Here is a 12846-nt window from a genome sequence, read left to right as displayed (position 1 = left end):
CAACGCAGAAGGCGCATGGCAAAAGTGAAAACTTTAGCCACACGCCTTCTGTATCTGTTGCTCGTTAGACCAGCGAACGCAAAACGTACTGCAAGATTCCGCCGTTGCGGTAGTAGTCCGCTTCGCCGGGGGTGTCGATGCGCAGTTTCGCGTCGAACTCCACGGTCGACTTGCCCTCAGGCGAGTGCGCCGTCGGCTCCGCCACTACGTGCAGTGTGCTCGGGATGCGATCGTCATTGAGCTCTTCGACGCCCGAGATGCTGATGCTTTCAGTGCCATCGAGACCCAGCGACTCCCAGGACTCTCCCACAGGGAACTGCAGAGGAAGAACACCCATACCGATGAGGTTTGAGCGATGGATACGCTCGAAGCTCTCGCAAATGACAGCCTTGACGCCCAGCAAGCTCGTGCCCTTTGCTGCCCAGTCGCGAGAGGAACCCGATCCATACTCTTTGCCACCGAGGACGACGAGCGGAGTGTCCTGGGCTGCGTAGTTCTGAGCTGCGTCGTAGATGAACGACTGTTCGGCATCCGCGGTCGTAAAGTCACGCGTGTATCCACCCTCGACACCATCGAGGAGTTGATTCCTGAGGCGAATGTTCGCGAAGGTTCCACGAATCATTACCTCGTGGTTTCCGCGACGCGAACCGTAGGAGTTGAAATCCTTACGGTCAATGCCATGCTCAGCCAGGTACAGACCGGCCGGGCTGTCGCCCTTGATCGAGCCAGCGGGGCTGATGTGGTCAGTCGTGACGGAGTCGCCGAGCTTTGCGAGAACGCGGGCTCCCGAGATCGAGCTGACCGGAGTAATCTCCATGGTCATGCCCTCAAAATACGGAGGCTTGCGCACGTAGGTCGACTCTTCATCCCACTCGAAGGTGGAGCCCGTCGGCGTTGGCAGGTTCTGCCAACGCTCGTCACCGTCAAAGACACCCTCGTACTCGTGGATGAACATTTCACGGTCAATCGACGAGTCGATTGTGGCCTGAACTTCGGATGCGTCGGGCCAGATGTCCTTCAAGAAGACATCGTTGCCGTCCTGGTCTTGACCGAGCGCATCGTGGTCGAAGTCGAAGTTCATCGATCCGGCAAGAGCGTAGGCGATAACCAGCGGCGGGCTAGCGAGGTAGTTCATCTTCACGTCGGGGTTGATGCGACCTTCGAAGTTTCGGTTACCCGAAAGAACTGCGGTGACGGCCAAGTCATTCTCGTTGATCGCGCTGGAGATTTCGTCCTGCAGCGGACCAGAGTTGCCGATACAGGTCGTGCAGCCATAGCCGACGGTGTAGAACCCGAGGGCTTCGAGCGAGACATCCAAGCCAGACTTCGCGTAGTAGTCAGTGACAACTTTCGAGCCGGGAGCCAGCGTGGTCTTGACCCACGGCTTTGACTTCAATCCCTTTGCAGCAGCATTGCGGGCGAGAAGACCGGCAGCGAGCATGACAGACGGGTTCGACGTGTTGGTGCACGAGGTAATAGCTGCAATCGCCACAGCACCGTGGTCGAGCGTAAACGGGTCTCCCCCGTCGACGCTCACCGAGGTGGGCTTTGACGCGGTGGATGGCGCGTAGCTGGCGTGACTGTGCGAACGCTCGTGCGCAGAATTTTCGTCCTGGGGAGTGAGCCCTACAGGGTCAGATGCGGGGAACGTGCCTTCAATCGCGGCGTCGACCTTGGAGTGATCCGTCGACGCGTAATTGTTGAGGTCAATCTCGAACTGATTCTTCGCATTCGTCAGCTCAACGCGGTCTTGCGGACGCTTTGGTCCCGCGATGGAGGGAACAACCGTTGCGAGGTCGAGTTCGAGGTACTCGCTGTAGTTGGGCTCGACACTGGGGTCGTGCCAGAGCGACTGAAGCTTCGAATACGCTTCGACGAGGTTGACTTGCTCTTCGCTTCGGCCCGTGAGGCGCAGGTAATCGAGCGTTACGTCGTCGATGGGGAACATTGCAGCCGTCGAACCGAATTCGGGGCTCATGTTTCCGATGGTCGCGCGGTTGGCGAGCGGTACGGCACCGACGCCCTCACCGTAGAACTCGACGAATTTGCCGACGACGCCATGCTGACGCAGCATCTGAGTGATCGTCAGAACTACGTCGGTTGCCGTTACGCCAGCCGGGATTGATCCGCTCAGCTTGAAACCGACAACCTTGGGGATGAGCATCGAGACAGGCTGGCCAAGCATCGCTGCTTCGGCTTCAATTCCGCCGACGCCCCATCCGAGAACACCGAGGCCGTTAACCATCGTGGTGTGCGAGTCGGTGCCCACGAGAGTGTCAGGGAAAGCGCGGGTCTTGCCGTCTACTTCACGGGTGTAGGTGACACGAGCGAGGTGCTCGATGTTCACCTGGTGAACGATTCCGGTTCCGGGAGGAACAACCTTGAAATCATCGAAGGCAGTCTGTCCCCAGCGGAGGAACTGGTAACGCTCACCGTTGCGCTGGTATTCGAGCTCAACGTTGCGCTCAAGCGCATCCTCGGAGCCGAAGAGGTCTGCGATGACCGAGTGGTCGATGACGAGCTCTGCTGGAGCGAGCGGGTTGATCTTGGTGGGGTCTCCACCAAGTTCGGCAACGGCTTCACGCATGGTGGCGAGGTCAACGATGCAGGGAACTCCGGTGAAGTCCTGCATAACAACACGTGCGGGGGTGAACTGAATCTCGGTGTCCGGTTCAGCGTTGGGAACCCAAGAGCTCAACGACCTGATGTGCGCCTCGGTGACGTTCTTGCCATCTTCCGTGCGCAGCAGGTTTTCTAGCAAAACCTTGAGGCTGAACGGCAGTTTTTCGTATCCCGCCACCTTGTCGATGCGGAACACCTCGTAGTCGGTTGATCCGACTGTGAGTGTGTCTTTCGACCCAAAACTATTGACTGTCGACACTGTCATCTCCCTTGCTACGGTTCTTCAATCCTTGCGCGGAGCGTGCGCTGCATCCAGCAAGGTAAGCCTAAGGCTGAATCGCAGTTTGTGGACTGCGAGCGAGGCCAAAAGTATCTTGATGTCAAGATAAATATACACTATCGCCACCCGATGGCTAAGCCGCCACGGCGAAGAGCACGAACTAGTCGGATGCCCGTCGGCCGTAAGCGGCACGCATCAGCAACCACGTAACCCAGAGCACACCCGCATAGAGCGGAACGCCCAGAAGCAGTTTCATCGTGGCGAGAGCCTGTGTTGCCTGAGCGAAGTACAACGGAAGCTCGATCGCGAGCCGCAATGCAAACATGCCTGCCCAGACGAACGTCGCGATCAGCGCTACGTAAAACTTTGCCTTGTCTTCGCGCCAATCACTGGCGTCAGGCACCAAGAGAGTGGCGACAACGCCAACCAGTGGTCTGCGGGCGATCAAGCTGATGATGATCGCGGTCAAGAACACCGCGTTGATGACGAAACCGAGCAAAAAGTTGTCTTCAGCACGGCCAGTGATCAGGGCCAAACCGGCCGAGAGCGCAACACCGAGCACACCAACGAGAGCCGAGGAAACCGGAGTGCGGGATACCAGCCGGACAACGACGAACGCCAGGGCCACAATCACAGGAATCACGACTGAGACCACAAGCTGCTGAGTCAGAGTGAAAATGACCAAGAAGCTCAACCCCGGCAGGATTGATTCGACGAGACCTCGGATGCCGCCCATTGCTGTCAGCAGTGCCCCAGCAGTCGGGGTCTCCCCCGGTGCCACCTGACCAACCGCTGACCGGCGAGCAGCTGAGACTAACGCCTCGCGAACAGAAGGGTCTATCGGCGGCTGGTCGTCACCCACGGAATTCGAGGGATCGTCGATAGAACTCACGCCTGAGATTCCTTCTCACCCGTTGCGGGCATGTGAAGCGGAATCAGATCGCGCGGCGGCATCGGCGTGTTACCCCGAACAACCACAATGGAACGGAACAAATCTTCGATCTTGGTCGCGGCATCCGCGTCGGTAAGTGCCTCGCCAGCAATAACGCCTCGCAAGAACCAGCGTGGGCCATCGACGCCAACGAAACGAGCCATGCGCTTCTCGTCAGACTTTGCACCGGCAACGGGGATCTCAGCAAAGACTTCGGGACCGAAAGGACCCTCAGAGACCTTGGTGGTTCCCCCCTGAGTGTGCACCTGCTCGATAATCTGCTGACGGATCTCATGCCAGAGCCCACTCGAACGTGGTGCCGCGAACGGCTGAATCTGCAATGTAGAACCCGAATAGTCGAGTCCGACGGCAACAACGCGCTTGCTCGCCTCTTCAACTTCGAGACGCAAGTGGAGCTCTTGACGCGGCAGAATCTTCACTCCACCGAGATCTACATACGGGCGAACCGCGTTGGCTTCGCTCTCATCGAGCGGACCCTCGCTCGCACGGTTTTCTGGTGCGGACTTAGGCTGATCTTGAGGTTCAAGAGATTCGGTGTTGTCGCTCACGAAGTAGCTCCTTGTTGGGTTGAATCTGCGCGGAATCCAGTCGAGCCAAAGCCCGACTCACCGCGATGACTACCGGGAAGTGTCGAAACCGGAATGAAACGAGCACGGGACACCGGCATAACGATCAATTGCGCGATTCTATCCCCCGGCTCGATCTCGAACGTGGATGCCGCGTCAGTATTGAGCAAGGTAACGCAGATTTCTCCGCGATAGCCCGCATCCACTGTTCCCGGACTATTGACGACAGTGATGCCATGTCGTGCCGCCAAACCGCTCCTGGGTACGACAAAAGCGACGTATCCATCGGGAAGCGCAACAGAAACGCCAGTAGCAACTGTGTCTCGTTCACCGGGAGCCAGCGTGTAGTGGCCAGCCGAATACAAGTCGGCTCCGGCATCACCTGGATGCGCATAGGTGGGCACTTGCCCTCCGGAGATAAGCACCTCTACGTTGTCGATCACGAGTCGAGGTTAGTGCAGATCAGTCGCGACCCCGAAACACTGACCCGAAAAGCAGTGTGTAATGGATGAGTGACTATCTATCGTGAACGCCTATGGCCAACAGCCTGGCTCTACATCAGCACCGCACTCGTTATACCCGCCAGCATTTTGGTCTTCATGCCCATAAACATCGTCGCGGGCTACATCACCGCTGCAGTGTTGTACGGCGGCATCGTCTTGTTCCTGCTGTCGTCAGCGCCAACTATCGAAGTAGATGAAGCTGAGCTTCGTGCCGGAAAAGCGCGATTGCCGATAACAATCATCGGTGCAGTAGCAACTTTCGACGGCGCAGAAGCGACTCTCGAACGAGGCCAGCGCCTTGATGCGCGTGCCTGGCTAATGATTCGAGGCTGGGTTGCACCGGTTGCAAAACTGGAGGTCAACGATGAGGGCGACCCGACGCCATATTGGTTGTTGTCGAGTCGCACTCCCGAGTTGCTTGCTGAAGCAATCGCGCAGTCTAAGCTGCGCACTCCAAGCAAATAGCGCCGAGCTTGGTGTTGTGGTCTACCTGCGAGCGGTGCTTCACGAGGAAGCAGCTCACGCAAGTGAATTCGTCAGCCTGAGGAGGCAGAACAACCACGTCGAGGTCAAGGTCAGAAAGGTCTGCCCCTGCGAGTTCAAAGTTCGCCGGGTTGTCTGAATCCTCGACATCAACCGAGCCCGACATCTTGTCAGGAACACGCTCTTTAAGAGCCTCGATCGACTCGGAGTCGTCGTCGGTCTTACGAGGTGCGTCGTAGTCGGTGGCCATGCCCATCCACTTCTGTTTTACGTTGAATCACCGGAATCGGCGGCCACAGTTTGCATGAAAGCTAGCCGAATTGCAAACCGCCGAATCTGCATCACTGTGCAGCGCCTGTGACAACTGTTATCCGAGGCGTGTTATTCCCACGTTTTGGGGCAACTCCGTGCAATCCTAAAGCGGAATCGTCAGGGCTGGAGAAGTTCACTATGGAAGACCTTCGGGTAGTCGAAGTACAAGACGGTGCACTGATCGTTTCAGGCACTGATGGAACGCAGTACCGTCTCGCTGTAGACAGCGTGCTTCAGTCACGCCTCCGGCAGAGTCGAAGTCAAGTCGGGGCCAGCCCTAAGCTCGCGCCCCGCGAAATTCAGGCACACATCCGTGCCGGCATGTCAGCACAAGACGTTGCAAGCGTGTCCGGTGCAGATCTGGAATACATTCTTCGCTTCGAAGGCCCAGTGATGGCCGAACGCGAATTCGTCATCGAGTCCGCGCTCGGCGTTCCCGTTCACGTTGCGGGCGAGACAGACTCGCTCACGTCCTCACGCACCTTCGGATCCGCTATTCAAGAACGCTTGCTTGAGCTCCGAGCCGCCGACGAGCGTTGGGCGAGCTGGAAAGATCCCGAAACAGGCTGGATCGTGAAGCTGGCTTTCACCGCCAGCGAAATTGACCATGACGCCCGCTGGCAGTTTGACCCGAAACGTCAATCGCTGTCACCTCTCAACAACGAAGCGAAAACCTTGTCACAACAGGGCGAAGCTGCCGGTGCGCTCATTCCGCGACTCCGCGCAGTGGCTCCGGCAGACAGCACAGCGGATGCAGCGCGCTTCGACAGCGGCGCGTTCGACGTCAACGACCTCGACGAAGAGCCAGCACCCATTCGGCCGGCAGAGCTTCCGGTCATGCGTGACCGCACAGCGGAAGCGGGAGTTGGCAACCAAACTGCCGACCTCCTCGACGCTCTACGCCGACGCCGTGGCGAGCGCGAGCCCGCGAGCTTCGACGCTGAAGACGAGGATGAAGCGCCATCCACTAGCCCTGAGCCATCAATGCGGCTTCTCGATCCTCCCGTTGTTGAGCAGAGGCATGACACCCCCGCACCTCCTCACGCGACAGCGCCCCAGCCGACAGCGAAGGCGCGCAGACGCCGGGTAGCAATGCCCAGTTGGGACGACATCGTCTTCGGCACTAAGCCGGACGACGATCCCGCCTAAACAATTCACGTGCAGCGGGCACAGTCGACGCCGGCTCGCCACGCGCTAGTGCGCGAACGCTCCAAACCGCAGCAGAGGAACACGCAGCTCATCGTCTGACCACGAACCGTGCTGGCCGACCATGAGCCGCCCATGATCGTTCGGTATGCGCGAGTCGTAGTACGCAATCGCCTTGCGCGCGGCGACGATGACATCTCCGATGCGCGGTGCAACATCCGGGTCAACATCACCAAACCAGCCCGCAGCGATCGCCTCATCACGACTGACGACCCACGAGCGGTGCCCTTCAGCTTCTTGCCAACGATCGAGTACGCGCTTGCTTTCTTCTGCGCTAACTCCAGGCTCGAGATGAAGTTGGAGACACCGCGGTTCACCAGCGATGTGTCGGACCCCCACAAGCAGTTCAGGGGCAGTATCGAAGAGCACGTGTGCGTGAGTCGGAACGTCGACCATTCCGTGATCGGCGGTGACCAGCATTCCCTGGTCGTTAGCGAGGCGGCCGACAACCCCTGCCAATGCCCCATCGAGAGCCTCAAGGGCATGGGTCCACTGGGATGACTGCCAGCCGTGAGCGTGTCCAGCCATGTCAAGTTCGGGCGCATAAACGTAAGTGATGGATGCCGCGTCGCTGGTATCCGCAACAGCAACGGCTGCGCGCAGTCGCTCAGCCAGTGATCCAGCCGCAATGTACTTGGCTCCGCGGAGGACCGCTCGCGTAAACCCGGAATCGCGGTAGCGGGCTGCCCCGACAGCCACCGCGGTGTGACCCCGCTCGCTAGCGCGCTCGAAGAGTGTCGGCACCCGTTGCCAAGTTGCCGGGTCTAGCCGAGCATCCCATCCCGAAAGCTGGTTGAGCACGCGGTCATTGACGGTATCGAGGGCGCTATAGCCGACCAGACCATGCTGGCCCGCGCGCGCGCCGGTGGTGAGACTCGCGATCGCCGCTGCCGTCGTGGTGGGAAATCCAGACTGAATTACCGAGTGCTTAGAGAATGCCGCACTGAGAGTTCGAGCGTGACCGGATCTAGCTTTGAGGCTGTGTGCACCAAGGCCGTCGACAAGCAAGACCACCGCGTGTCTGACCGACGGCAAGCTAAAGCGATTGGCCTCACCTTCGATTGCCTGGAGTGAACTTGACAACACATCGGTAAGGTTCGCTGAGTCTGGGTTGAGCGCCGGTAACATTAGGGCAATCCTATGGCTACTCCCACAAAACCCACCCCAGACTCCCCTGCCGGCGAACGCATCGAAGACATCGATGTAACCACTGAAATGCAGGGGTCGTTCTTGGAGTACGCGTACTCCGTAATTTATTCGCGCGCACTTCCCGACGCACGCGACGGCCTGAAGCCGGTGCAACGCCGCATTCTGTACCAGATGAGCGAGATGGGCCTTCGTCCAGAGAAAGGCCACGTCAAGTCGTCTCGAGTCGTCGGCGATGTCATGGGAAAGCTGCACCCTCACGGTGATGCCTCGATCTACGACGCGATGGTGCGCCTAACCCAAAGCTTCATTTTGCGCGTGCCGCTCATCGACGGTCACGGCAACTTTGGTTCGTTGGATGACGGCCCAGCAGCTCCCCGTTATACCGAGGCACGCCTGCAGGCGTCAGCGATCGCAATGACCGACAACCTCGACGAAGACGTCGTCAATTTTGTTCCCAATTACGACAACTCCACCACCCAACCTGAGGTTCTTCCCGCCGCGTTCCCCAATTTGCTCGTCAACGGGGCAAGTGGAATTGCTGTTGGAATGGCCACAAACATGGCGCCGCATAACCTCATCGAAGTAGTCGGTGCCGCGCGCCACTTGCTGGCGAATCCTGATGCCTCGCTCGAAGCTCTTATGCAGTTCGTCCCGGGGCCCGATCTTCCGACAGGTGGAAAAATCATCGGCCTTGACGGAGTCAAAGATGCCTATGCGAATGGTCGCGGTGCTTTCAAGACACGAGCAAAGGTGTCCGTCGAATCGATCACGGCACGCAAGATGGGACTCGTCGTCACGGAGCTCCCCTACCTCGTCGGCCCAGAGCGCGTCATCGAGAAGATCAAAGACGGCGTCAACGCCAAGAAGATCGTTGGCATCTCTGATGTGACCGACCTGACCGACCGTAACCATGGCTTGCGACTCGTCATCGGCATCAAGACTGGCTTTAGCCCGGATGCCGTACTCGAACAGCTCTACCGCCTCACTCCCCTAGAAGACAACTTCAGCATCAACGCGGTCACCCTCGTTGATGGGCGTCCGCAGACGCTTGGACTCAAGGCTCTGCTCGAAGTGTTCCTCAAGCACCGCCTTCAGGTTGTGACCCGACGCAGCACATTCCGTCTCACCAAGCACCGCGAGCGGTTGCACCTAGTCGAAGGGCTACTCGTTGCCATCGTCGACATCGATGAGGTCATTCAGGTCATTCGCCAGAGCGATGACAGCGATCAAGCTCGCACTCGACTGCGCGACGTCTTTGACCTGAGCGAGCTGCAGGCTGAGTACATTCTTGAACTCCGACTGCGTCGTCTCACCAAATTCAGCAGGATCGAGCTCGAGGCCGAGGCCGAAAAACTGCGCGCAGAGATCGCGCGACTCGAAACATTGCTCGCAGACGACAATCTGATCCGTGCGCTCGTCTCCGACGAGCTGGAAGAGGTATCAGAGAAATTCGGGACTCCGCGCCGCACCTTGCTAACCGAGGCCCCCGCCTCCATTGCAACAACTTCTCGTGCGGCTGCGCGCAAGAACTTACCTGTCCTTGAGATCGCTGATGAGCCGTGCGTCGTGTTGCTTTCGACAACGGGTCGAGTAATTCGTGTGGGCATCGCCGAAGGTGAAACCGCGCTTGCGGCCCCTCGCCGCTCGAAACACGATGCGATCCGATCGCGAGTGACGACGACGAGTCGCTCCGAAATTGGCGCAATCACCAATCGCGGCCGCCTCATCCGCTTCACCGCAATGGATCTGCCGAGCGTGCCCTCGAGTTCGGTACAGCTTGGTGCGGGCGCCAAAATCAATGAGTACCTGGCCATCGACGGCAAAGAGAAGGTGTTGGCGCTCGTCTCTCTCGACAGCGAACAGCCAATCGCGTTGGGCACACGACAGGGCACCGTTAAGCGCGTTGCTCCCGGCGCGTGGCCGTCAAAGCCCGACTTTGAGGTCATCGCGCTCAAGGACGGCGACGAACTAGTCGGCGCCGCACACAGCAGCGAGGGTGACGAGCTCACATTCATCACGTCACACGCGCAACTGCTTCATTTTGCTGCGTCATCGGTGCGCCCTCAAGGACTCACCGCCGGTGGAATGGCGGGAATTCGAGTGGATCCCGGTGCCGGTGTGATCTTCTTCGACTCCGTCGACCCCGGGTCAGATCCTGTCGCGGTCACCGTCTCCGGTTCGAGCTCAACAATTGCCGGAACCGACCCGGGACGCGCGAAGGTCAGCGAATTCGACCAGTTCCCGGCGAAGGGCCGAGGCACGGGCGGCGTGCGTGCACACTCGCTGCTCAAAGGTGAAGACGTGCTGACGCTGGGATGGGTCGGAACGGCCCCTGCCACCGCTGTGGCGCCCGACGGGGTCGTGCGCCAGCTACCAACTGAGCTGACCAAGCGTGACGCCTCAGGAACGCCATTAGAGAGCGTGATTGGCTCGATCGGCACGGCTCCGTAGCAACGCTTCGCGGAGCGCCCACTCTGAATATCTCACGGATCGGGTGCTCGCGTTGCGCACGGCAAGACTGCGGGCGCGGCAGGCTCGTGCCGCAACGTCGCTAGATGTCGATGCGGTCGCGGTCGAGACCCTGGCCCTGAATAATGAATTCCTTGCGCGGGGCAACCTCGTTGCCCATGAGCAGTTCGAAGACTGAACCAGCCTGTTCGGCATCCGAAATATTCACGCGGCGCAGCACGCGGTTGTTGCGGTCCATGGTTGTCGTCGCCAGTTGGTCGGCGTCCATCTCCCCCAGACCCTTGTAGCGCTGGATTGGATCCTGGTAGCGCTTACCCGACTTCTTGAGCCCAGCCAGAACACCGTTGAGCTCTTTCTCGGAGTACGTGTAAATAGTTTCGTTGGGCTTCGAACCGGGGTTAATGACGACGACCCGGTGCAGCGGCGGAACCGCGGCGTAAACCCGACCATCCCGGATCATGTCGGGCATGTAGCGGAAGAAGAGCGTCAACAGCAGCGTGCGGATGTGGGCACCGTCGACGTCTGCATCCGCCATGATGATGACTTTGCCGTAGCGAGCCGTTGAGAGATCGAAGCTGCGCCCAGAACCTCCACCGATCACCTGAATGATCGACGCGCACTCAGCGTTTGAGAGCATGTCGCTGATGGATGCCTTTTGAACGTTGAGGATTTTGCCTCGAATCGGCAAGAGCGCCTGATATTCGCTATCGCGGCCCAGTTTGGCTGTACCGAGCGCAGAGTCACCCTCCACGATGAAGAGTTCACTGTTCGCGACATCGTTGGAGCGACAGTCGACGAGTTTCGCCGGCAGGCTTGAGCTCTCAAGAGCATTCTTGCGGCGCTGAGTTTCTTTATGCGCGCGAGCAGAAATGCGCGACTTCATCTCGGCAACGACCTTGTCGAGCACAAGCGAAGACTGCGCCTTATCGTCACGCTTCGTTGACGAGAACTTCTCGGCGAGAGCTGCGGCAACAACCTTGGCGACAATTGCACGAACCGCTGGTGTTCCCAAGACTTCCTTGGTCTGGCCCTCGAACTGAGGCTCAGGCAAACGCACGGTCAACACGACGGTGAGCCCCGCGAGCACATCGTCTTTGTCGAGCTTGTCGTTGCCGAGCTTGAGGCGGCGTGCATTCTTTTCCGTCTCGGAGCGCAAGAACTTGAGCAGACTCTGCTCGAAGCCCGCAAGGTGCGTTCCCCCCTTGGGCGTCGCGATTATATTGACAAAGCTTTTGACTACCGTTTCGTAGCCGGTGCCCCAGCGCAACGCGACATCTACAACACAATCTCGGGAGACCTCGGTCGAAACCATGTGGCCGTTCTCTTGCAACACCGGAACACTCTCGGTGAATCCCCCGGAGCCGGTGAGTCGCCACGTGTCGGTAATCGGCGGGTCAACGGCGAGGTGTTCGACGAACTCAGAGATTCCACCTTCAAACGCAAAGCTCTCGCGACGTGGCTCATCCCCTCGCTCATCCGTAACGTTCAGCGTGAGATTAGGCACGAGAAAAGCAGTTTGACGCAGTCGATCAATCAGACCATCAGACTGGAATGCTGCACCCTTGGTGAAAATTTGGTGGTCAGCCCAGTAGCGAACGCGTGTTCCGGTTCGGCCCTTGGGAACCTTGCCGACTACTCGCAGCTCACTACCCGAAACAAAGGGACTAAATGGCGCGTCTGGTGTCGGTGCGCCGGAATCCGCAAACGTTCCTGGCTCCCCGCGATGAAACGACATAGCCCAGGTCTTGCCATCACGGTCGACCTCGACGTCGAGTCGTTCAGACAGTGCGTTGACCACTGAAGCGCCAACGCCGTGGAGTCCACCGGATGCCGCATACGACCCAGAACCGAACTTTCCGCCTGCGTGCAGCTTCGTGAAGACGACCTCGACGCCCGAGAGTCCTGTTTTGGGTTCAATGTCGACGGGGATTCCACGTGCCTGGTCACGAACTTCAACGCTCTCGTCGGCGTGCAGAATCACACTGATCTCTGAACCATGCCCATCGAGTGCCTCGTCTACCGAGTTGTCGATGATCTCCCACAGGCAGTGCATAAGCCCACGTGAGTCGGTTGAACCGATGTACATACCGGGACGCTTGCGAACTGCTTCGAGCCCCTCAAGTACTGAGAGGTGACGGGCTGAATAGTCAGAGCTCGCCATGATGTGCTCCTAGGGTTTGACGACGGAAGACCAGCGTTAAGACTACGTTCTTCGCACGACATTGCCGCTCATCGACACCCACCGCCCGGGGACACTGATGCCGATCAATTCTGATACGCGCTGAGCGAAATGCCCCCGATATA

The 12846-nt window shown here is 58.9% G+C and carries 10 protein-coding genes; 3 read left to right on the top strand and 7 right to left on the bottom strand.

Annotation, left to right across the window (positions count from 1 at the left end):
* Positions 1-64 precede the first annotated feature (64 nt).
* From acnA to dut, 4 genes are all read right to left on the bottom strand, one after another.
* Positions 65-2881, bottom strand: a complete 2817-nt coding sequence (gene acnA / locus ABD112_RS05675; protein ID WP_343923987.1) for an aconitate hydratase AcnA — start codon at positions 2879-2881, stop codon at positions 65-67.
* Positions 2882-3062: 181 nt separating this feature from the next.
* A complete protein-coding gene (locus ABD112_RS05670; protein ID WP_343923985.1) occupies positions 3063-3794 on the bottom strand; it encodes a DUF3159 domain-containing protein in 732 nt (243 codons plus the stop codon).
* On the bottom strand, positions 3791-4402 hold the full coding sequence (locus ABD112_RS05665) for a DUF3710 domain-containing protein (protein ID WP_343923983.1): 612 nt from the start codon (positions 4400-4402) through the stop codon (positions 3791-3793). Before ABD112_RS05665 ends, ABD112_RS05670 begins: the two co-directional genes overlap by 4 nt.
* Complete coding sequence (gene dut, locus ABD112_RS05660; protein ID WP_343923981.1) at positions 4399-4863, bottom strand: dUTP diphosphatase; 465 nt, start codon at positions 4861-4863, stop codon at positions 4399-4401. Before dut ends, ABD112_RS05665 begins: the two co-directional genes overlap by 4 nt.
* Before the next feature lie 69 nt (positions 4864-4932).
* On the opposite strand from dut, the gene ABD112_RS05655 reads away from it, so the two are divergent.
* The gene (locus ABD112_RS05655) at positions 4933-5388 is read left to right on the top strand and encodes a DUF3093 domain-containing protein (RefSeq protein WP_343923979.1); all 456 of its coding nucleotides are present in this window, start codon (positions 4933-4935) and stop codon (positions 5386-5388) included.
* Here ABD112_RS05655 and ABD112_RS05650 read toward each other — a convergent pair.
* Positions 5363-5656 carry a DUF4193 family protein gene (locus ABD112_RS05650; RefSeq protein ID WP_040800223.1) on the bottom strand — a complete coding sequence of 98 codons (294 nt, stop codon included), beginning with the start codon at positions 5654-5656 and terminating at the stop codon, positions 5363-5365. The genes ABD112_RS05655 and ABD112_RS05650 overlap by 26 nt on opposite strands.
* A 200-nt stretch (positions 5657-5856) precedes the next feature.
* On the opposite strand from ABD112_RS05650, the gene sepH reads away from it, so the two are divergent.
* The gene (gene sepH, locus ABD112_RS05645; protein WP_343923976.1) at positions 5857-6867 is read left to right on the top strand and encodes a septation protein SepH; all 1011 of its coding nucleotides are present in this window, start codon (positions 5857-5859) and stop codon (positions 6865-6867) included.
* Positions 6868-6912: 45 nt separating this feature from the next.
* Here sepH and ABD112_RS05640 read toward each other — a convergent pair whose 3' ends face one another.
* Positions 6913-8052 (bottom strand): alkaline phosphatase family protein, encoded by a 1140-nt coding sequence (locus tag ABD112_RS05640; protein ID WP_343923974.1) that lies wholly within the window; start codon positions 8050-8052, stop codon positions 6913-6915.
* Between the two features lie 12 nt (positions 8053-8064).
* Here ABD112_RS05640 and ABD112_RS05635 point away from each other — a divergent pair, with 12 nt between their 5' ends.
* Positions 8065-10524: a DNA gyrase/topoisomerase IV subunit A gene (locus ABD112_RS05635; RefSeq protein WP_343923972.1), complete on the top strand. Its 2460-nt coding sequence runs from the start codon at positions 8065-8067 to the stop codon at positions 10522-10524.
* Between the two features lie 100 nt (positions 10525-10624).
* Here ABD112_RS05635 and ABD112_RS05630 read toward each other — a convergent pair whose 3' ends face one another.
* Positions 10625-12703, bottom strand: a complete 2079-nt coding sequence (locus ABD112_RS05630; protein WP_343923970.1) for a DNA gyrase/topoisomerase IV subunit B — start codon at positions 12701-12703, stop codon at positions 10625-10627.
* Between the last annotated feature and the right edge of the window lie 143 nt (positions 12704-12846).

Origin of the sequence: Rhodoglobus aureus (assembly GCF_039527955.1) — a bacterium.
GTDB classification, from domain to species: domain Bacteria; phylum Actinomycetota; class Actinomycetes; order Actinomycetales; family Microbacteriaceae; genus Rhodoglobus; species Rhodoglobus aureus.
The sequence above is the reverse complement of the archived record's forward strand: the minus strand, read 5'-3'. Positions and strand labels throughout refer to the sequence as shown.